A 20,426-nucleotide genomic window follows, 5' to 3' on the forward strand; every position below is an offset into this window, starting at 1 on the left:
GGCTGGACAGCAGCCCCGGGTTTCAGGGAATGCAGAACACATTGCTGGGCTCGTTGACCACCACGGTGCGGCTGGCGTCATACAAGAGCACTTGCGGTTCCATTACCGGTGCCCGCGCCTCCAGACGGTAACGTTCGCCTGCCTTGAAATCGTCGAAGCGCACGGTCAGGTAACACGTCCGATCCCTGGGCTGGCTCATCATGCCGCCCCCGTAAATTTCATAATCGAAGCGCACCACCAGTTCGTGCTTGCCAGGTGTGACCTGGAAGTAACGGCCGTCCTCAAGGCGCTTGCCATCGAGCTTGTCCGCCATGATGACTCGGCCGGGCGTGATGGTGTAGAGGTCGACCCAGGCTTGCTTAGGGTCTACGGGGGGCAAGGGGCTGGCGCATGCCCCCAATGCACTGAGGGCCATCAGCATCATGGGCTGGCGCATGGTGAAACTCCCACTTGCGATTCACAAGTTACAAGCATAGCGCCGTTTGTAGGCTTCAGGTGCGTTGGCAGCCCGCCGGCAGGCCTTGGCCGACCAGTTTTTGCTGGTGGTCATAGAGCTTGATCCAGGGCCGGAAGCCTATGCTGCCTGCCTGCAGGCTATAACGCTGGCCGGCGCTGAAGTCCTTGAAGGTCAAGTTGAGCTGGCAGTCGCGCCACAACGGTGCCTCGACGGGGCCGATATTGCTGGGTGTGACCGGGAACTGGTAGCGCACGGTCAGCTCGTGGCTACCGGGCTGGACCTCGAAATAACGGGTGTCAGCCCAATCGCGCTCATCCACCTGCACCGCGTGCAGCGAACTCTGGTCATGTGGGGTGAGGTCGATCCACGCTTGGTTCGGGTCCGGGTCTGGCAGGGTCGAACAGGCAGACGTCAGCAACAATGAGCCGGCGACGAACAGTGCACGCATGGCGAAACTCCCCCTTGGCGAGATAGTCTTGGAGTGCATCGGCCGTGAGCGAATGGATAGTCCAAGATGGTCTGGTTTTTTCTTTTGAAGCGCTCAGGCCCTGGGCCACTCGACCGCGTTTTCAGCACTTTGGTTCCAGTGCTGGGCGCCTTTCTGCTGAGTGGTTGCAGCAGCCTTGCCTATTACGGGCAGTTGGCCGATGGTCAATGGCAACTGTTGCGTGCACGTCAGCCGGTGGAGCAGGTACTCGCCGACCCGGCCAGCAGCCCGCAGTTGCGGGCCCGCCTGCAACACGCCGAGCAGGCGCGGCTGTTCGCCAGCAAGCAACTGGGCCTGCCGGACAATGGTAGCTACCGGGTGTATGCCGACCTCGGGCGGTCCTATGTGGTGTGGAATGTGTTCGCTACGCCTGAGCTCTCGCTGCAGCCGGTGACGCACTGTTTCCCTGTGGCCGGTTGCGTCGCCTACCGCGGCTATTACCAACAGGGTGCAGCCCGCGGCGCGGCGGCGGTGATGCGCCAGGCGGGCATGGATGTCTATGTGGCCGGTGTCGAAGCCTATTCGACGCTTGGCTGGTTCGACGACCCGATCCTGTCATCGATGGTCGGCTGGGGCGATGAGCGCCTGGCCGCGTTGATCTTCCACGAACTGGCGCATCAGCGCGTGTACGTGCAGGGCGACACGGCGTTCAACGAGTCCTTCGCCACGTTCGTCGAGCACGAAGGATCGCGGCAATGGCGCGCCGCCCGTGGGCTTGAAGCGAATCAGGGTGAGCAGAGCCTGCAGCGTGACCAGTTCATACGGCTGATTCTGGCCAGTCGCGAGCGGCTGCAGGCGATCTATGCCGGGCCGCTGGATGACACCCACAAACGTGCGGCCAAGCAGGCAGAGTTCGAGCGCTTGAGGCGTGAGTATCGCCAGGTACGAGATAGCCAGTGGGCTGGGGACAAGCGCTATGACGCCTGGATGTATGGGCCGATGAGCAATGCCAAGCTGTTGCCGTTCGGGCTGTATGACCAATGGGTGCCGGCGTTTGCGGCGGTGTTCCGTGAGGTTGGGGGGGATTGGGCCCGGTTTTACGAGAAGGTAGAAGCGCTGGGACGGTTGCCGGGCGAACAGCGCAAGGCGAGGTTGGCTCGATTGGTGGCGGGTCAGTGAACGCTGGGGGCCGCTATGCGGCCCATCGCCGGCAAGCCGGCTAGCTACACGCGCGCTCAGGCCTTGATGAACGCCTGATGCATCTCAGCCAAGGTGGCGTAGTGGAAATCAGGCGTGTGGGCCTTCAATTCTTCGTCGCTGCCGAACCCGTACCCCACTGCCACTGCCTGCACCCCATTGCTGCGCGCCCCGATCAGGTCGTGCTTGCGATCGCCGATCATCAGGGTCTGCGCCGGGTCCAGTCCTTCCTCGTCCAGCAGGTGGCGAATCAGCTCGACCTTGTTGGTGCGGGTGCCGTCCAGTTCGCTGCCGTAAATCACCTTGAAGTGATGATCGAAGGCAAAGTGCCTGGCGATCTCACGGGCGAACTCCCAAGGCTTGGACGTTGCGATGTACAGCGTACGGCCCTGACGGTTCAGGTCCTGGAGCAGTTCCGGCACGCCTTCGAAGACCAGGTTTTCGTAGAGGCCGGTGACCCGGAAGCGCTCCCGGTAAAAATTCACCGCCTCCCACGCCTTGGCTTCATCGAAGCTGTAGAACTGCATGAAGGCCTGCAGCAGGGGTGGGCCAATGAAGTGCTCGAGCCGCGCCAGGTCTGGCTCGTCGATGCCCAGTTTGGCCAGGGCGTACTGGATCGAACGGGTAATGCCCAGGCGCGGGTCGGTCAGGGTGCCGTCAAGGTCGAAAAGGATATTCTGCTGGTGCATGGTGGTCTCGGTGGTCAGGTTCATTCCGGGCGGTCGTAGCCTTCGGCCAGGTGCTGGTCCTTGAGCTTCACGTAGTTACCGGCGCTATAAGGGAAAAAGGCACGTTCCTTGTCGGTCAGTGGCCGTGCCTGCTTTACCGGGCTACCCACGTACAGGTAGCCGCTCTCCAGACGCTTGCCCGGCGGCACCAGGCTTCCGGCGCCGATGATCACCTCGTCTTCGACGATGGCGCCATCCATGATCGTGCTGCCCATACCGACCAGAATGCGGTTGCCCAGGGTACAGCCATGCAGCATGACTTTGTGGCCGATGGTCACTTCGTCGCCGATGATCAGCGGGAAGCCGTCCGGGTTGAACGGGCCGGCGTGGGTAATGTGCAGCACACTGGCGTCCTGCACGCTGGTCCTTGCACCGATGCGGATGCGGTGCATGTCGCCGCGAATCACCGTCAACGGCCAAACAGAGCTGTCTTCACCGATTTCCACATCGCCCAGCACTACCGCCGAGCGGTCGACGAAGGCCCGTGGCCCAACTTTCGGAGTGTGTTGCTGGAAGCTACGAATGGCCATGATAGGGTCTCTCATCTGTGCCGATAGGCAGGCTGCCTGCTGCGGTCGGCGTCGATTGTAATTAAGATGGGGCAGTGTTTCTTCTGCCAAGGTAGCCAAACCGTGAGTGCGAACAACCCGCTTCTGCAGTCTTATGATCTGCCGCCCTTCTCGGCGATCCGTGCCGAACACGTGCTGCCGGCGATCGAAGAGATCCTGGCCGATAACCGTAAAGCCATTGCCCAGATCCTCGAAAAGCAAGGCAAGAACCCCACCTGGGCCGGCCTGGTGCTGGCCATGGACGAGCTCAACGACCGCCTGGGCGCTGCCTGGAGCCCGGTCAGCCACCTCAATGCGGTGTGCAACAGCAAAGAGCTGCGTGAGGCCTACGAGTCCTGCCTGCCGGCGCTCAGTGCCTACTCTACCGAACTGGGCCAGAACCGCGCGCTGTTCGAGGCCTATGAGGCTCTGGTCAACAGCCCTGAGGCCGCAGGTTTCGATGTGGCGCAAAAAACCATCCTCGAGCATGCACTGCGCGACTTCCGTCTGTCGGGCATCGACCTGCCACCTGCCCAGCAGCAGCGTTACGCCGAAGTGCAGAGCAAGCTCAGCGAATTGGGCAGCCGCTTCTCCAACCAATTGCTCGACGCCACCCAGGCCTGGACCAAGCACGTTACCGACGAAGCCGCGCTTGCCGGCCTGACCGATTCGGCCAAGGCGCAGATGGCGGCTGCCGCCCAGGCCAAAGGCCTCGATGGCTGGCTGATCACTCTGGAATTCCCCAGCTACTATGCGGTGATGACCTACGCCAGTGACCGCGCCCTGCGTGAAGAGCTGTACGCCGCCTACTGCACGCGCGCCTCTGACCAGGGCCCGAATGCCGGCCAGTTCGACAACGGCCCGGTGATGCGCGAGATCCTCGACCTGCGCCAGGAACTGGCCGGGCTGCTGGGCTACAAGAACTACGCCGAGCTGAGCCTGGCCACCAAGATGGCTGAGTCCAGCGACCAGGTGCTGAGCTTCCTGCGCGACCTGGCCAAGCGTTCCAAGCCGTTCGCCGTGCAGGACCTGGAGCAGCTCAAGGCCTATGCTGCCGAGCAAGGTTGCCCCGAGCTGGCCAGTTGGGACGCCGGCTACTTCGGTGAAAAGCTGCGCGAGCAGCGCTACAGCGTGTCCCAGGAAACCTTGCGCGCCTACTTCCCGATCGACAAGGTACTGTCCGGCCTGTTCAGCATCGTCCAGCGCCTGTACGGCATCGAAATCGCCGAGCTCAAAGGCTTTGATACCTGGCACCCGGACGTACGCCTGTTCGAGATCAAGGAAAACGGCCAGCACGTCGGCCGCTTCTTCTTCGACCTCTATGCCCGCGCCAACAAGCGTGGCGGTGCCTGGATGGATGGTGCCCGCGACCGCCGCCGTACCGCGGGTGGTGAGCTGCAAAGCCCGGTGGCCAACCTGGTGTGCAACTTCACGCCCGCTGCGCCTGGCAAGCCTGCGTTGCTGACCCACGATGAAGTGACAACCCTGTTCCACGAATTTGGCCACGGCCTGCACCACCTGCTGACCCGTATCGAGCATGCTGGCGTGTCGGGCATCAATGGCGTGGCTTGGGATGCAGTCGAGTTGCCGAGCCAGTTCATGGAAAACTGGTGCTGGGAGCCGGAAGGCCTTGCACTGATTTCCGGCCATTACGAAACGGGGGCTGCCCTGCCCCAGGACCTGCTGGACAAGATGCTGGCGGCGAAGAACTTCCAGTCCGGCATGATGATGGTGCGCCAGCTGGAGTTCTCGTTGTTCGACTTCGAGCTGCACGCCAGCCACGGCGATGGCCGCAGTGTGCTGCAGGTGCTTGAAGGCGTGCGCGACGAGGTGACGGTCATGCGCCCACCGGCGTACAACCGCTTCCCGAACAGCTTTGCGCACATCTTCGCGGGCGGTTACGCGGCGGGCTACTACAGCTACAAATGGGCCGAAGTACTGTCGGCTGATGCCTTCTCACGGTTCGAGGAAGAAGGCGTGCTCAACGCCGAGACAGGCCGCGCCTTCCGCGAGGCCATTCTGGCCCGAGGCGGCTCGCGCGAGCCGATGGTGCTGTTCGTCGACTTCCGTGGCCGTGAGCCTTCCATTGATGCATTGCTGCGCCACTGCGGGCTGAGCGAGGACGCGGCGGCATGAGCGAGGTAGCTGTGAACAAGACCAAGAAGCGCTTCATCGCTGGGGCGGTCTGCCCGGCGTGCAGCGAGCCGGACAAGTTGATGATGTGGAGCGAAGACGACGTGCCGCACCGAGAGTGCGTGGCCTGCGGCTTCACCGACACCTTGAATGAACAGGGGCTGTCGGTACCCAAGGAGCTGGGGACGCGGGTCAACCACTTGGCGCCCAAGGCGGCGCCGGCCAAGGTACAGACGGTGCAGTTCTTCCCCAATCCCAAGCTGAAGAAACCGGCTGACTAAGGCTCGCCCGCCTGTGTCGGGGTGGTAGAAGATCAAGGCTCTACCGCTCCGCCAGGCAGGCATGCTCGCCCGCTCGCCCATGAGGCAGGCAATATTGGCCGCACCCCAAGCCATGCCACCTACCTGAGTTGGCACGGGCTGGCCTGACCAGAGGTGCTGGCAAGTTGAGCCTTGCCCCTATACTGTTCATCTATACAGTATAGGGTTTGGCGATGAATCTTCCAGCACCACCCAAAGGCCGTGGGACGGCGCACAATCCACACAACCGCTTCGCGCCGAGCCATTCGGTGGCGGAGGATGACGGCTGGTACCTTGAGGTTCCACTTACCCAAGGCACCGAGGTGCGGGTTGAGACGGCCAAGACGATCATCAGCCGCAACACGTCACCCGACCTGCCCTTCGATCGCTCCATCAATCCCTACCGAGGCTGCGAGCATGGTTGCATCTACTGCTATGCCAGGCCCTCGCACGCCTACTGGGACTTGTCCCCAGGGTTGGATTTCGAAACCAAACTGATCGCCAAGACCAACGCTGCCGAGGTACTTGCCGAGCAACTGAGCAAGCCTGGCTATGTGTGCGCCCCCATCAACCTGGGTGCCAACACAGACCCCTACCAGCCGATCGAACGTGAGCACCAATTGACCCGGCGCGTGCTGGAAGTGCTGTTACGTTTTCGCCACCCGGTGACCATCGTCACCAAAGGTTCGCTGATAGTGCGTGACCTCGATTTGCTGGCCGAAATGGCCAGCCAGCGGTTGGTGCGGGTGATGATCAGCCTGACCACGCTGGACGATGGCCTCAAGCGGGTGCTCGAACCGCGTGCGGCCTCGCCCAAGGCCAGGCTGCGGGCAATCCGAGTACTGCGCGAGGCGGGTGTACCGGTGGGCGTGTTGTGTTCGCCGATGATTCCCATGATCAACGACAGCGAACTGGAGCACCTTTTGCAAGCCGCCAAGGAGGCTGGCGCGCAGAGCGCAGCCTACATGATGCTGCGCCTGCCCCTGGAAGTGGCACCGCTGTTCGAGCAATGGCTGCAGGACCACTACCCGCAGCGCGCCAGCCATGTGTTGAGCCTGATTCGCCAGAGCCGGGGTGGCGAGTTGTATGACAGCCGCTTTGGCGCGCGCATGCGTGGTGAGGGCGTTTTCGCAGAGCTGCTGGCGCAACGCTTTGCCAAGGCCATGCGCAAGTTGGATTTGGAGGGGCGGCAGGGGCAAATGCTGGATTGCTCGGCGTTCTGTCCGCCCGGTGGGCAAATGGCATTGTTTTGACCCTTAATGGGACTAATCCAAGCACATAATCTTATTCGGAGGTCTTGGCATTTGATGTGTTTTTGCTATTATCCAATTCCCGCCTTATCTATCTGGAACGCCCGTTCTAGAGCCTCCGAATTAAGTTTCAGTTAAGTTTTCCCCGCTAGCGTAGGAAACCAGTCCACGAAGACTGTGATCTATGGCCTGTGCGTGTCATCTAATTCCTCGCATAGCCAGAATCTTTCACCGGTAAAATGGATTTACCAACTCACCGTCAAGAGGATGAATCATGCCCGTCAAGGACCCATCCAAGGTCGTTCCGCAGGCCCCCGCGGAGAGCGCCGATGCCGCCCTCAAGCACATCGTCGACGGCTTCCTGCGTTTCCACCATGACGTCTTCCCTGAGCAGCAAGAGCTGTTCAAGAAGCTCGCCACCGCGCAAACGCCGCGCGCCATGTTCATCACCTGTGCCGACTCGCGCATCGTCCCTGAGCTGATCACCCAGAGCTCGCCAGGCGACCTGTTCGTTACCCGTAACGTCGGCAACGTGGTTCCGCCGTATGGCCAGATGAACGGTGGTGTTTCCAGCGCCATCGAGTACGCCGTGTCGGCGCTGGGCGTGCACCACATCATCATCTGTGGCCACTCCGACTGCGGCGCGATGCGAGCGGTACTCAACCCGCAATCGCTGACCAAGATGCCGACCGTTTCCGCCTGGCTGCGGCATGCCGAAGTGGCGCGTACCGTGGTCGAGAACAACTGCGCCTGCGGCAGCGAGCACGAAACCATGCAGGTGCTGACGCGGGAAAACGTCATTGCCCAGTTGCACCACCTGCGCACCCACCCGTCGGTGGCCTCGCGCCTTGCGGCTGGCGAGCTGTACATCCATGGTTGGGTCTATGACATCGAGACCAGCCGGATCGAAGCCTACGATGCCGCCAGCGACAGCTTCATGCCCCTGGCCGCCGGTGAGCCGGTGCCCTGCGCGACTCCGAGAGGCCGCTACTAAGCGACCCATCCAACGCTAGAACCTTGATAGCCGGCTGCACCCCGCAGGGGTGTGGCGCGGCCTTCGGCTGCCTTGAATTCCCTGACTGCCCTGCCGGCATGCTCGCTGGCGGCCCGCGCCTGCGCGTTTGTCAGGGGCCAAATGTGCCCATGGCCAGAGGAAAGGCCATGTGACAGAGAAAGGAGAAACACGGTGAACATTACACAGTTGAAAGCGGCCTTGCCGCGAGAGTTGCTGGCGTCGGTTGTGGTCTTCCTGGTAGCCCTGCCCTTGTGCATGGGCATTGCGATCGCTTCGGGCATGCCACCGGCCAAAGGCCTGATAACCGGCATCATCGGCGGTATCGTGGTGGGCTTTCTAGCCGGTTCGCCACTGCAGGTCAGTGGCCCTGCCGCCGGCTTGGCCGTACTGGTGTTCGAGTTGGTGCGCCAGCACGGCGTGGCGATGCTCGGGCCGATCCTGCTGCTGGCGGGGTTGTTGCAATTGCTGGCCGGGCGCTTGCGCCTGGGCTGCTGGTTCCGCGTCACTGCCCCGGCGGTGGTGTATGGCATGCTGGCTGGTATCGGTGTACTGATCGTGCTGTCACAGGTGCATGTGATGTTCGACACGGCGCCACAGCCTTCGGGCTTGCAGAACCTGATCGGCTTCCCCGCCACGGTGGCTAGCGCCCTGCCCTTTGAAAGTGCCGGCAGCGGCTGGCAGGCCGGCCTGCTCGGTTTGGGCACCATCGCCGTGATGTGGGGCTGGGAGCGTTTTCGGCCACAGCGGCTGCGGTTTTTACCTGGCGCCTTGCTCGGTGTGGGGGGGATGACGCTGCTCAGCCTGTGGCTGGCACTGCCAGTCAATCGTGTGCAGGTGCCGGCCGACTTGTCCGAGGCCATCGACTGGCTGCGCCCCGAAGATCTGCTGCAATTGGCTGATCCGACCTTGCTGGTGGCCGCCTTCGCGCTGGCGTTCATCGCCAGTGCCGAAACCCTGTTGTCTGCCGCAGCGGTGGACCGCATGCACAGCGGCCAGCGCTCGGACTTTGACCGGGAACTCTCCGCGCAGGGTATCGGCAACATGCTGTGCGGTGTATTGGGCGCCCTGCCCATGACCGGCGTGATCGTGCGCAGTTCGGCCAATGTGCAGGCCGGCGCGCAAACCCGCGCATCGGCGATCTTCCATGGCTTGTGGTTGTTGGCGTTCGTGGTGGCCTTGAGCAGTGTGCTGCAGCAGATCCCGGTGGCGAGCCTGGCGGGGGTGCTGGTGTACACCGGTATCAAGTTGGTGGACTTCAAAGCCTTTCGCGGGCTTGGCCGCTACGGTCGCATGCCGATGTTCACCTACGCAGCAACAGCGCTGGCGATCATCTTCACTGACCTGCTGACCGGTGTGCTGCTGGGCTTTGCCCTGACGCTGCTGAAGTTGGCACTCAAAGCGGCCCGCCTGAAGATCAACCTGCTCAGCCTGGACCGGCCGGGGCACATGGAGCTTAGGCTCACCGGCGCCGCCACCTTCCTCAAGGTGCCGGCACTGACCCAGGTGCTGGAAACGGTGCCCGCTGGCACACAGTTGCACGTACCGCTGGCCAACCTGAGTTACATCGACCATTCGGTGCTGGAGTTACTGGAAGACTGGGGGCGTACGCAGCGCAGCGCCGGTTCACGCCTGCTCATCGAGCCGCGTGGGCTCAAGCGGCGTATTGAGGGGGGCTTGCGCACTGCGGCAGAGTGTTGAGCTCAGTCTTCCTCGACGACACGCACGGAGGGCGAGCCGGGCCACGTACCATACAGGTTGATGGTCCGGCTGCCGCCAACCCACTGGCTGAGGGGCGTTGTCCAGTGCCGCGTCAACGTTTGATTGGCGCCTACGTTGACGAATTCGGCACTGAAGTCGAGATTTCTGGCGCCCAGCGGAAGGGTGAAGTTATGCGACAGGCCACCGGAAATGGTCATCGGGCCAACCGTGGTGCGGCGCTCGCCTGGAAGATCATAGGCAATCGATACCTTGGTGATGTAGGTGGTGGCCGAGGTGGCCTTGCTGTCGACATGCAGTTGCAAGCTGCCAATTTTGCGCACCCAGATCGGAATGATCATCCTGTCCGGGCCAAAGGAGGCAAAGCTGTAAGCTACAGGCAGTGGGAGGGTGGCAACCTGGCCATCTTGCGCAGGTAGGGTATGCGATTCCACCGACGCGGTATCGCGGGTGGAAATGAACGTTGCTCCGCCTTTGCCTGAAATACCGTTTTCGCCCAGCAAGGTGTTCAGGCCGCTGGCCGAACCCGAAAGGGAGAATTTGGCATTCTTGCTCTTGGCGCCGGCATTCACGCCGCTATCGGCCAGAATGACGCTCGTTACCACGCCAAAGCCCTCTGCAATCCGGCCGTCGCTGGCCATGCCGACCTTCTGTGCCTGCGCGTACAGCCAATCGTATTGGTCGTGGATCAGGGCAAGGTCATTCAGACGTTGCTCTCCATGGAGGGCAAACTCCGAAGCGATCGACTCCTCTTTACCGAAGTTCCACTCCAGCGTCAGGTCTGGCTTGACCTGAGCCCCGGTGGCTGGGTCGATCACGGTCCCTGAAACATTGGCCTTGGTCTCCCTGCGGGAGACGTCCTTGGAGCTGATGGCCCAGCGGCGCCCTTGCTCGACATTGGAAATCTGTACGGTGGGCAACGCTTCGTTGACCAGGGTGAAATCGCCGGACGCCGGGTCGATGATACCCACCGCTCCGGGTTTGATGACTGGGTTGAGGGCCCAGTTGCCCCAAAGGGTGGAGCGGCTGCCACGTAACAGGTCCGTGTAAAGCCTGTTCCATTTGATGCTCATGGTTTCTTCCTCGCCTTGTTAGGTCAGTGCCTACCCCGTAAGGAGGCGGGAAGAATCTATCCGTGCGCGGTACAGCCGATCAGTTGGAGCCTGTTCCCATTGGGCTGCAGACAGCGGTCAGGCGGGTTGGCCCAGTTCGACCCCCAGCTGGCGCGACAGGCATGGCCAGCGTTTCCAGGCCTCGCCAGTCTTCGGGCTGCTCAAGGTGTCCCGGTAGGCTTCCACGGATTCGGTAGCGAAGCTTTCCTCGTCCAGCATTTCATCCACCGAGTGGTGCACCACCTCATCGAGCTGGTTGGCGAAGGTCTCTCCGATCAGTTGATGGGCAATCAGGTTGGCCATGGTGGTATCGAAGGGGATCAGGGGTTGCTGGAAGTGGCGGATATAAAGATCGTTCACCTCCTCCACCAAACGGTGCGCCAGGTAGGCTTCATCCAGCAGGCAGTCCAGGCCCACGTGCCCCTGCATAACGCTCGGCGGCTGCAGGAAATAGGCCTCAGCGATCTTCAGCACGGGTTTGATCTGCGACTCGATACCGGCCTCCAGCGCCACCGCGTGGGCAGCTTCGAGCAACTCGGGCACCTGGTCGATATAGGCGCTGACGAAGCGCGCCAACGTACCCTGGGCATCCTGCTCAGGCAGCTGGATCGAGGGGTGCAGATGGGGCAGTTGCAGCTCGAGACGCTCTTTCAGTTGGCCGGTCTGGCGTTCGTGATCGTTGGCTTGGCTTATTTGCTCGCGTACAGCAGCGATGTTCATGACAACTCCAGGGACAATACGTTTCAAACGGAAGACAGTAAATTAGCTCGGTATACAGAATACCTAAGACGCATTTGTTATAAACCACGCAAACGTGTGCGCTGTTGGGTATATGCGAGCGCCATCATTATGCCACTTAGCGTCTAGGGCAGGCTTTACAGGCGTTTTCACGATTTCGTGAAGATCATTTCACCTGCGCCGTTGCGTGCCATTGGTCGCTGTCTATACTCGGGTTGAACGTGATTCGCTGATGAGGCCCGACTGCTTATCGCAGGGGCTCGGTCGTCGAAGCCAGGCAGTCTTGACCGCCGTTCCCTCTTGCCGCAGGCCATGCCTCCGGGACAACAAGAATTAGAAGGGGAACCCGCAATGATGCGACATCCACCCGTCTGGATGGGCCTCCTGTTGTGGACGGTTTTCGGTCAGGCGAACGCCGCCTGGACCGTAAACATGGCGCCGGGGGCGACGGAAGTCTCCAACGCCGTGTTCGACCTGCACATGACCATCTTCTGGATCTGCGTGATCATCGGCGTCGTGGTGTTCGGCGCGATGTTCTGGTCCATGGTCATCCACCGCCGTTCCACCGGCCAGCAAGCTGCGCATTTCCACGAGCACACCTGGGTAGAAATCCTGTGGACCGTGGTCCCCTTGCTGATCCTGGTGGCCATGGCCATCCCCGCCACCAAGACGCTGATTGACATCTACGACGCCAGCGAATCGGACATTGATATCCAGGTTACGGGCTATCAGTGGAAATGGCACTACAAATACCTGGGCCAGGATGTGGAGTTCTTCAGCAACCTGGCCACCCCTGCCGACCAGATCCAGAACAAGGCGCCCAAGGACGAGCACTACCTGCTTGAGGTGGACCAGCCGCTCGTGCTGCCGGTGGGCGCGAAAGTGCGCTTTCTGGTGACCGCCGCCGACGTGATCCATTCCTGGTGGGTACCGGCTTTCGCGGTCAAGCGCGACGCCATCCCTGGCTTCGTCAATGAAGCCTGGACCCGGGTCGAGAAGCCCGGCATCTACCGCGGCCAATGCACCGAGCTGTGTGGCAAGGACCACGGTTTCATGCCGGTGGTGGTGGAGGTCAAGTCCAAGGCCGACTACGACACCTGGCTCGGCGAGCGCAAGGCCGAGGCGGCCAAACTCAAAGAGCTGACCAGCAAGGAATGGACCCTTGAAGAGTTGGTCGCCCGTGGCGACAAGGTTTACCACACCACCTGCGTGGCCTGTCACCAGGCCGAGGGCCAGGGCTTGCCGCCGATGTTCCCGGCACTCAAGGGCTCGAAGATCGCCACCGGCCCCAAGGATGCCCACCTGGACATCGTCTTCCACGGCAAGCCGGGTACCGCCATGGCGGCCTTCGGCAAGCAGCTGTCTGAAGTCGATATCGCCGCCGTGGTCACCTACGAGCGCAACGCCTGGGGCAATGACACAGGCGACATGGTGACACCGAAGGACGTGCTGGCGCTCAAGCAGGCACAAGCGCAATGAACCGGGTTACTCGCGGCAGTCAGTGGGCTGCAGGAGACAGGACATGAGTGCAGTGATCGACGACCACGCCCACGGCCATGAGCATGCCCACGGCCCGGCCAAGGGCCTGATGCGCTGGGTGCTGACCACCAACCACAAGGACATCGGCACGATGTACCTGTGGTTCAGCTTCATCATGTTCCTGCTTGGCGGTTCGTTCGCCATGGTGATACGCGCCGAACTGTTCCAGCCCGGGCTGCAGATCGTCGAGCCGGCATTTTTCAACCAGATGACCACCATGCACGGCCTGATCATGGTGTTCGGCGCGGTGATGCCGGCCTTCGTCGGTTTGGCCAACTGGATGATCCCACTGATGATCGGCGCGCCGGACATGGCCCTGCCGCGGATGAACAACTTCAGTTTCTGGCTGCTGCCGGCAGCGTTCCTGATGCTGGTATCGACCCTGTTCAGCCCCGGTGGCGGGCCGAATTTCGGCTGGACGTTCTACGCTCCGCTTTCCACCACCTATGCCCCCGCCAGCGTGACGTTCTTCATATTCGCCATCCACTTGATGGGTATCAGCTCGATCATGGGGGCCATCAACGTCATAGCCACCATTCTCAACCTGCGCGCACCGGGCATGACCCTGATGAAAATGCCGCTGTTCGTCTGGACCTGGCTGATCACGGCCTTCCTGCTGATCGCGGTGATGCCGGTGCTGGCCGGCGTGGTCACCATGATGCTGATGGATATCCACTTTGGCACCAGCTTCTTCAGTGCCGCCGGTGGCGGTGACCCGGTGCTGTTCCAGCATGTGTTCTGGTTCTTCGGCCACCCCGAGGTGTACATCATGATCCTGCCGGCCTTCGGCGCGGTCAGCTCGATCATCCCGGCGTTCTCGCGCAAGCCACTGTTCGGCTACACCTCGATGGTCTACGCCACGGGTGCCATCGCCTTCCTGTCGTTCATCGTCTGGGCGCACCACATGTTCGTGGTCGGCATCCCGGTGGTGGGCGAGTTGTTCTTCATGTACGCGACCATGCTCATTGCCGTGCCCACCGGGGTGAAGGTGTTCAACTGGGTCAGCACCATGTGGGAAGGCTCACTGACCTTCGAGACGCCGATGCTGTTCGCCATCGCCTTCGTCATCCTGTTCACCATCGGTGGGTTCTCGGGGTTGATGCTGGCTATCGCGCCGGCAGACTTCCAGTACCACGATACCTACTTCGTGGTGGCGCACTTCCACTACGTGCTGGTGCCCGGGGCGATCTTCGGCATCTTCGCCTCGGCCTATTACTGGCTGCCGAAGTGGACCGGCCACATGTACGACGAAACCCTCGGCAAGCTGCATTTCTGGCTGTCGTTCATCGGTATGAACCTGGCCTTCTTCCCCATGCACTTCGTTGGCCTGGCCGGCATGCCGCGGCGCATTCCTGACTACAACCTGCAGTTCGCCGACTTCAACATGGTGTCATCGGTCGGGGCATTCATGTTCGGTGCCACGCAGATCTTCTTCCTGTTCATCGTCATCAAGTGCATTCGCGGCGGCGCGCCGGCCCCGGCCAAACCCTGGGACGGTGCCGAGGGGCTTGAGTGGTCGGTGCCTTCGCCGGCGCCGTATCACACCTTCCAGACGCCACCGGATGTGAAATAGGTAACCGCCCATGACCGGCCAACCGCTCAAACGCCTGGTGCTGCGCCTGTTGATGCTGACGGTGGTGATGTTCGCCTTCGGCTTTGCCCTGGTGCCGATCTACGACGTCATGTGCAGGGCCTTCGGCATCAATGGCAAGACGGGCGGGCAGTACGAAGGGAGCCAGGTCAGCGATCCGACGCGTTCGGTGCGGGTGCAGTTCATGTCGACCAATGCCGGTGACATGGTCTGGGATTTCTATGCCACTGCCGACCAGCTCGCGGTCAACCCGGGGGCCGTCAACCAGATGATCTTCGTGGCTCACAACACCACTGACCGGCCGATGACCGCCCAGGCCGTACCCAGCATCACACCGGCCGAGGCCGCGGCGTATTTCCACAAGACCGAGTGCTTCTGCTTTACCCAGCAGGTGCTGCAGCCCGGCGAACGTATCGAGATGCCCGTGCGCTTCATCGTCGACCGGGACCTGCCGGCCACTGTGAAGCACCTGACACTGGCCTACACCTTGTTCGACATCACCGCTCGCCACCCGCCGGTCGCGCATGTCGCGCCCCAGGACGTTCAGGGCGCCCGTTAAGGGAAGGAGAACAGCAATGGCAAGTCATGAACACTACTACGTCCCTGCGCAGAGCAAGTGGCCGATCATTGCCACCATCGGAATGTTCATCACGGTGTTCGGCCTTGGCACGTGGTTCAACGACCTCAAGGCTGGCCGCCCCGATTCCCACGGGCCGCTGATTTTCTTCGTCGGTGCGCTGTTGCTGGCCTACATGCTGTTCGGCTGGTTCGGTGCGGTGGTCAAGGAAAGCCGCGCCGGCCTCTACAGCGCGCAGCTGGACCGCTCGTTCCGTTGGGGCATGAGCTGGTTCATCTTCTCCGAGGTGATGTTCTTCCTGGCGTTTTTTGGCGCACTTTTCTATGTACGGGTACTGGCCGGACCCTGGCTCGGCGGAGAAGGCGCCAAAGGTGTCGCACACATGCTGTGGCCCAGTTTCGAGTTCGCCTGGCCCCTGCTCAACACCCCGGACCCCAAGTTGTTCCCGCCGCCCAAGGACGTCATCGACCCTTGGCACCTGCCTTTGATCAACACCATTTTGCTGGTCAGTTCGAGCGTGACCATCACCATCGCCCACCATGCGCTGCGACGTGGCCACCGTGGGCCGCTGAAGCTGTGGATGGCCATCACCATCCTGTTGGGGCTGAGCTTTATCGCACTGCAGGCCTACGAATACTTCGAGGCCTACACCCAGTTGGGCCTGACCCTGGGCTCGGGGATCTACGGCGCGACCTTCTTCATGCTCACAGGCTTCCACGGTGCCCACGTGACCTTGGGCACGATCATTTTGATCGTCATGTTCGTGCGCATCCTGCGGGGGCACTTCAACCCGGACAAACACTTCGGCTTCGAGGCGGCCAGCTGGTACTGGCACTTCGTCGATGTGGTGTGGGTTGGGCTGTTCATCTTTGTGTATGTGCTGTGAAGAGCGACACAGCCCTTTCGCGCCGCAAGGCCGCCCCTACAGGTGGCGGCTGACGGCCTAGAAGGGCGCGTGGGAGACGAGTTGGCCAGAGATGAAGCCATATGCCACCAGGGCGATGGTCACGCAGGCCAAGGTGACACGCACGGTCAGTGCCTTGAGCAGGCGGGTGGAGTTCTCATCGTCCTTGACCAGAAACACCAGGCCGCTGAACAGGCTGGCGATGGTGGCCAACAGCATCATGACAATCGCGGCCTTGAGCATGGCGTTTCTCCAGGGGGATGCGGTGATGTGGATAAGTATAGCGAGGCGCCCGTGAGGCTGTTTCGCCCGGGCTGGGTACCCACCCTGGTAGTGCTTGCGCTACTGCCGGGCTTGATCGCCCTTGGCTGCTGGCAATTGGGCCGAGCCGCCGAAAAGCGCGCATTGCTGGCCAGCCATGCCGAGCGTAGCGTCGACGCGCCGCTTTCCGCCGCCCAGTTGCAGCTGAGCGACGACCCCGCCTTCCGCCGTGTACACCTCTACGGCCGCTTCGATGCCGAGCACAGCGTGCTGCTGGACAACCGCATGCGCGACGGCCAGGCCGGCGTCGAGTTGCTGCAGCCGTTTCTCGACCAGCCCAGCGGCCTGTGGCTGTGGGTCAACCGCGGGTGGCTGCCCTGGCCCGACCGCCGTGTGCCGGTGCCCTTCGACACCCCTGCACAGGCTCTGGCCCTGGATGCCTCGGTATACGTAGCGCCGGGCAGCACCTTTCAATTGCACCCCGACCCCGTGGGCGGCCAGTGGCCGCACCTGCTGACGGCGGTGAACCCCGTGCAACTGTGGCAACAGCTGCGGCGCGCCGGCTTCGCCCATGAACTGCGCCTGCAGCCTGGCCCGGCGGCGTACCGCCTGGACTGGCCAGTGGTGGCCATGGGGCCGGAAAAACACCTGGGCTATGCCGTGCAATGGTTCGCCCTGGCGACCGCGCTGGTGCTGCTCTACCTCTACTTTGGCTGGCACAACAAAAAGGAGAACCGCCATGGCCGCCACCACCACTCCACTGGACATGCCTGAACGTCGCAAACCCAGAGCCCGCGGGCGTTTGCAGCTGATCCTGATTCTGCTGGTGGTGCTCGGCCCGATGATCCTGGCCACCAGCATGTACAAGCTCAAGTTCTGGGTGCCGGAAGGCCGAAGCTATCACGGCACGATGATCGGCAATGGCCAGAGCCGCGGCGATATCGGCATCGCTGGCGAGGACGCCCGTTGGCAACTGCTGGTCAGCGCCCCGGAAAACTGTGCTGAAGACTGCCAGCGTCTGGTTTACCTGGCGCGGCAGATCCAGATTGGCCTTGGCCGGGACGCCAGCCGTGCCAGCCATGCCTTGGCCGCTGCCCAACCGTTGAGCGCCGGCTACCAGGCCTTGCTGGCGCGCGAGTACCCACAATTGCAGCGTTATCCACTCGATACCCAGCGCTACCTGCAGAAGGTAGGAGACCCCGCGCCGCATCTGTGGATCGTCGACCCGCACGGCAATCTGGTGCTGCGCTATGACGGCAAGGTCAGCGGCAAGCATGTAATGGATGACCTGCGCCACCTGCTCAAGCTGTCCAACATCGGCTAGGAGCCTTGCCATGGCCAGACCTGGATTCCGCCTCGCTGTGTTCGCCACCCTGCTGGCACTGCTGGTCGTACTGCTCGGTGCGTATACCCGTCTGACTCATGCTGGCCTCGGCTGCCCCGACTGGCCTGGCTGCTATGGCTTCATCAGTGTGCCGAAAACCGATGCGCAGCTGGCCCATGCCGAACTGCACTTCCCCGAGCACCCGGTGGAGGTCGCCAAAGGCTGGGCCGAGATGGTCCATCGTTACTTTGCCGGCACGCTTGCCGTGGTGATCGCCCTGCTCGCCTTCCAAGCCGTGCGCCGGCATTCACGCGACGGCCAGCCCTACCGCCTGCCGGTGCTGCTGCTGGGCGTAGTGCTGGCCCAGGCGGCATTCGGCATGTGGACCGTAACCCTCAAGCTGTGGCCGCAGGTCGTCACCGCACATCTGCTGGGTGGCTTCACTACCCTGGCCTTGCTGTTCCTGCTATCGCTGCGTCTATCTCGGGCCTTTGCGCCATTACCGAAACTACCGCTGAGCTTGCGACGGATCGCTGCCTTGGCGCTGCTGGTAGTGATCGGGCAGATTGCCCTGGGCGGCTGGGTCAGTTCCAACTATGCGGCCGTTGCCTGCATAGACCTGCCGACCTGCCATGGCCAGTGGTGGCCGGCAGCGGACTTCAGCAACGGCTTCCACCTGACCCAGCACGTGGGCCCCAACTACTTGGGCGGGCAACTGGACAGCGATGCGCGCACGGCCATCCATATCAGCCATCGGCTGGGCGCCCTTCTGGTCACTGGTGTTTTGCTGATGCTCAGCTGGAAGCTGCACCGCTGTGGCTTGTCTGGGTTGGGGCGCCTGGTACTGCTGGTGCTGGCGCTGCAGGTAGGCCTGGGCATCAGCAACGTGCTGTTGCACCTGCCGCTGGCGGTGGCGGTGGCGCATAACGCAGGCGGCGCACTGTTGCTGCTGAGCATGGTGCTGGTCAACTACCGTATCCGTGTCGTCGACAAGGTGCGTGTGGGCCAAGGCTGGCGCCTCACGCCGGTGACAGGCGTGGGCGCGCCCCATCACTTGAGGAACGCTTCGTGGCGACGCTTTTAAGTGCCCAACGTGCGGGCTGGCGCGACTATCTGGAGCTGACCAAGCCCAAGGTGGTGGTGCTGATGCTGATCACTTCGCTGGTAGGCATGTTCCTGGCGACCCGTGCCGGGGTGCCTTGGCGTGTGCTGCTGTTCGGCAATCTGGGGATTGCCCTGTGCGCGGGGGCCGCGGCGACGGTCAACCATGTGCTGGACCGGCGCATCGATGCGCTGATGGCCCGCACCCACAAGCGGCCGCTGGCCGAGGGGCGGGTCGCGCCGGTGCCGGCGCTGTTGTTCGCCCTCGCCCTGGCGCTGCTGGGTATGGCCCTGTTGCTGGTGTTCACCAACGCCCTCGCCGCCTGGCTGACGCTTGCCTCTCTGCTCGGCTATGCGGTGCTCTACACCGGCTTTCTCAAGCGTGCGACCCCGCAGAACATCGTGATCGGAGGCCTGGCAGGCGCGGCCCCGCCGCTGCTTGGCTGGGTGGCAGTAAGTGGCCATGTCAGTGCCGAGCCCTTGTTGCTGATGCTGATCATCTTCGCCTGGACGCCACCACACTTCTGGGCCCTGGCCATTCACCGCAAGCAGGAGTACGCCAAGGCCGATATCCCGATGCTGCCGGTGACCCACGGCGAGCGCTACACCAAGCTGCACATCTTGCTCTACACCCTGATCCTGCTGGCGGTGACCCTGCTGCCCTACGCCATCCACATGAGCGGCCCGTTGTATCTGGCCTGCGCCCTCGCCCTTGGTCTGCGCTTCCTGCAATGGGCCTGGGTGTTGTACCGTGGCAGCCGGCCGCACGCGGCGATCGGCACCTTCAAGTACTCTATCGGGTACCTGTTCGCGCTGTTCATCGCGTTGCTTGTTGACCACTACCTGTTGCTGAACCTATGACCCGAACCCAGAAAACCGTCTTCATCCTCGTTGCCCTGGTCGCGTTGATCATGGGCCTGACCGTCAACAAGGTGCTCAATGGCAGTGACCAGCCAAACCCCACGCAGTTGATCGATGCCGGCATCATCCTCCTGCCGCAGAGCCGCACGGTCGCCGACGTGACCATGACCAACCAGGACGGCCAGCCGGTGCAGCTGGACGCGCTCAAGGGCAAATGGTCGCTGCTGTTCTTTGGCTACACCTATTGCCCGGATATCTGCCCTACTACCCTGGCCCAGTTGCGGCAGGTGAAGAGCGAGCTGCCCAAGGAAGCGGTCGACCGCCTGCAGGTGGTACTGGTGAGTGTCGATCCGAACCGCGACACGCCGAACCAGCTCAAGCAGTACCTGGGCTATTTCGACAAGGATTTCGTCGGCGTGGCGGGGTCGATCGAAGATACCCAGAAGCTGGCCAATGCCTTGAGCATTCCGTTCATCCCGGCCGATACCAGCAAGCCCGGTTATACCGTGGATCACAGCGGAAACCTGGCGATTGTCGGGCCGGACGGTCGTCAGCGTGGGTTTATCCGCGCGCCGTTCAACAACCAGAAGCTGGTGGCGCAGTTGCCGGGGCTTGTGAAGCGCGATTGAAACTCCCGGCCTGCTTAGG

At 62.3% G+C, this 20,426-nt stretch carries 22 protein-coding genes; 15 read left to right on the forward strand and 7 right to left on the reverse strand.

All coding sequences use genetic code 11. The annotated features are described in order from the left end of the window. Nucleotides 1-22: 22 nt before the first annotated feature. Both JNA92_RS22290 and JNA92_RS22295 read right to left on the reverse strand, forming a co-directional pair. Nucleotides 23-436 (reverse strand): hypothetical protein, encoded by a 414-nt coding sequence (locus JNA92_RS22290; protein WP_012312061.1) that lies wholly within the window; start codon nucleotides 434-436, stop codon nucleotides 23-25. Between the two features lie 55 nt (nucleotides 437-491). Then, complete coding sequence (locus JNA92_RS22295; RefSeq protein ID WP_241806689.1) at nucleotides 492-905, reverse strand: hypothetical protein; 414 nt, start codon at nucleotides 903-905, stop codon at nucleotides 492-494. Nucleotides 906-989: 84 nt separating this feature from the next. Between JNA92_RS22295 and JNA92_RS22300 the strand changes: the two genes are divergently transcribed. After that, nucleotides 990-2,063 (forward strand): aminopeptidase, encoded by a 1,074-nt coding sequence (locus JNA92_RS22300; protein ID WP_241806690.1) that lies wholly within the window; start codon nucleotides 990-992, stop codon nucleotides 2,061-2,063. 56 nt (nucleotides 2,064-2,119) lie between these two features. On the opposite strand, the gene JNA92_RS22305 is transcribed toward JNA92_RS22300, so the two are convergent. Further along, on the reverse strand, nucleotides 2,120-2,770 hold the full coding sequence (locus JNA92_RS22305) for an HAD family hydrolase (RefSeq protein WP_241806760.1): 651 nt from the start codon (nucleotides 2,768-2,770) through the stop codon (nucleotides 2,120-2,122). Between the two features lie 20 nt (nucleotides 2,771-2,790). Further along, a complete protein-coding gene (locus JNA92_RS22310) occupies nucleotides 2,791-3,339 on the reverse strand; it encodes a gamma carbonic anhydrase family protein (RefSeq protein WP_039603776.1) in 549 nt (182 codons plus the stop codon). Between the two features lie 66 nt (nucleotides 3,340-3,405). Between JNA92_RS22310 and prlC the strand changes: the two genes are divergently transcribed. The 5 genes from prlC (at nucleotide 3,406) to JNA92_RS22335 (ending at nucleotide 9,752) form a co-directional block, all read left to right on the forward strand. Continuing rightward, nucleotides 3,406-5,493 (forward strand): oligopeptidase A, encoded by a 2,088-nt coding sequence (gene prlC / locus JNA92_RS22315; RefSeq protein ID WP_241806691.1) that lies wholly within the window; start codon nucleotides 3,406-3,408, stop codon nucleotides 5,491-5,493. Further along, on the forward strand, nucleotides 5,490-5,771 hold the full coding sequence (locus JNA92_RS22320) for a YheV family putative zinc ribbon protein (RefSeq protein WP_012312067.1): 282 nt from the start codon (nucleotides 5,490-5,492) through the stop codon (nucleotides 5,769-5,771). Before prlC ends, JNA92_RS22320 begins: the two co-directional genes overlap by 4 nt. Before the next feature lie 212 nt (nucleotides 5,772-5,983). Next, nucleotides 5,984-7,042: a PA0069 family radical SAM protein gene (locus JNA92_RS22325; protein ID WP_241806692.1), complete on the forward strand. Its 1,059-nt coding sequence runs from the start codon at nucleotides 5,984-5,986 to the stop codon at nucleotides 7,040-7,042. Nucleotides 7,043-7,313: 271 nt separating this feature from the next. Next, nucleotides 7,314-8,033, forward strand: coding sequence for a carbonic anhydrase (locus JNA92_RS22330; RefSeq protein ID WP_241806693.1), 720 nt, complete (start codon nucleotides 7,314-7,316; stop codon nucleotides 8,031-8,033). A 192-nt stretch (nucleotides 8,034-8,225) separates the two neighbouring features. Next, entirely contained in the window at nucleotides 8,226-9,752 is a 1,527-nt protein-coding gene (locus JNA92_RS22335) for a SulP family inorganic anion transporter (RefSeq protein ID WP_241806694.1), read from the forward strand. A gap of 2 nt (nucleotides 9,753-9,754) precedes the next feature. On the opposite strand, the gene JNA92_RS22340 is transcribed toward JNA92_RS22335, so the two are convergent. Beyond that, entirely contained in the window at nucleotides 9,755-10,843 is a 1,089-nt protein-coding gene (locus JNA92_RS22340) for a hypothetical protein (protein ID WP_241806695.1), read from the reverse strand. 117 nt (nucleotides 10,844-10,960) lie between these two features. Then, nucleotides 10,961-11,602, reverse strand: coding sequence for a hypothetical protein (locus tag JNA92_RS22345; protein WP_241806696.1), 642 nt, complete (start codon nucleotides 11,600-11,602; stop codon nucleotides 10,961-10,963). Nucleotides 11,603-11,971: 369 nt separating this feature from the next. On the opposite strand from JNA92_RS22345, the gene coxB reads away from it, so the two are divergent. From coxB to JNA92_RS22365, 4 genes are read left to right on the forward strand one after another with little or no spacing between them, the layout of a single operon-like run. Next, nucleotides 11,972-13,099: a cytochrome c oxidase subunit II gene (gene coxB / locus JNA92_RS22350; RefSeq protein WP_241806697.1), complete on the forward strand. Its 1,128-nt coding sequence runs from the start codon at nucleotides 11,972-11,974 to the stop codon at nucleotides 13,097-13,099. 43 nt (nucleotides 13,100-13,142) lie between these two features. Next, nucleotides 13,143-14,732, forward strand: a complete 1,590-nt coding sequence (ctaD, locus tag JNA92_RS22355) for a cytochrome c oxidase subunit I (RefSeq protein WP_012312075.1) — start codon at nucleotides 13,143-13,145, stop codon at nucleotides 14,730-14,732. Between the two features lie 10 nt (nucleotides 14,733-14,742). Further along, entirely contained in the window at nucleotides 14,743-15,309 is a 567-nt protein-coding gene (locus JNA92_RS22360; protein WP_241806698.1) for a cytochrome c oxidase assembly protein, read from the forward strand. Nucleotides 15,310-15,325: 16 nt separating this feature from the next. Then, nucleotides 15,326-16,213 carry a cytochrome c oxidase subunit 3 gene (locus JNA92_RS22365; RefSeq protein WP_241806699.1) on the forward strand — a complete coding sequence of 296 codons (888 nt, stop codon included), beginning with the start codon at nucleotides 15,326-15,328 and terminating at the stop codon, nucleotides 16,211-16,213. 57 nt (nucleotides 16,214-16,270) lie between these two features. Here JNA92_RS22365 and JNA92_RS22370 read toward each other — a convergent pair whose 3' ends face one another. After that, nucleotides 16,271-16,474, reverse strand: a complete 204-nt coding sequence (locus tag JNA92_RS22370) for a twin transmembrane helix small protein (RefSeq protein WP_241806700.1) — start codon at nucleotides 16,472-16,474, stop codon at nucleotides 16,271-16,273. Between the two features lie 51 nt (nucleotides 16,475-16,525). On the opposite strand from JNA92_RS22370, the gene JNA92_RS22375 reads away from it, so the two are divergent. From JNA92_RS22375 to JNA92_RS22395, 5 genes are read left to right on the forward strand one after another with little or no spacing between them, the layout of a single operon-like run. Next, nucleotides 16,526-17,266, forward strand: coding sequence for an SURF1 family protein (locus JNA92_RS22375; protein ID WP_241806701.1), 741 nt, complete (start codon nucleotides 16,526-16,528; stop codon nucleotides 17,264-17,266). Continuing rightward, nucleotides 17,232-17,816, forward strand: a complete 585-nt coding sequence (locus tag JNA92_RS22380; protein WP_241806702.1) for a hypothetical protein — start codon at nucleotides 17,232-17,234, stop codon at nucleotides 17,814-17,816. Before JNA92_RS22375 ends, JNA92_RS22380 begins: the two co-directional genes overlap by 35 nt. A gap of 10 nt (nucleotides 17,817-17,826) precedes the next feature. Further along, complete coding sequence (locus JNA92_RS22385) at nucleotides 17,827-18,900, forward strand: COX15/CtaA family protein (RefSeq protein WP_241806703.1); 1,074 nt, start codon at nucleotides 17,827-17,829, stop codon at nucleotides 18,898-18,900. Continuing rightward, nucleotides 18,885-19,778 (forward strand): heme o synthase, encoded by an 894-nt coding sequence (gene cyoE / locus JNA92_RS22390; RefSeq protein ID WP_241806704.1) that lies wholly within the window; start codon nucleotides 18,885-18,887, stop codon nucleotides 19,776-19,778. Before JNA92_RS22385 ends, cyoE begins: the two co-directional genes overlap by 16 nt. After that, on the forward strand, nucleotides 19,775-20,407 hold the full coding sequence (locus JNA92_RS22395) for an SCO family protein (RefSeq protein WP_241806705.1): 633 nt from the start codon (nucleotides 19,775-19,777) through the stop codon (nucleotides 20,405-20,407). The genes cyoE and JNA92_RS22395 overlap by 4 nt, the downstream gene beginning before the upstream one ends. Nucleotides 20,408-20,426 lie beyond the last annotated feature (19 nt).

It is taken from the genome of Pseudomonas putida, assembly GCF_022627325.1.
Lineage (GTDB): Bacteria > Pseudomonadota > Gammaproteobacteria > Pseudomonadales > Pseudomonadaceae > Aquipseudomonas > Aquipseudomonas putida_X.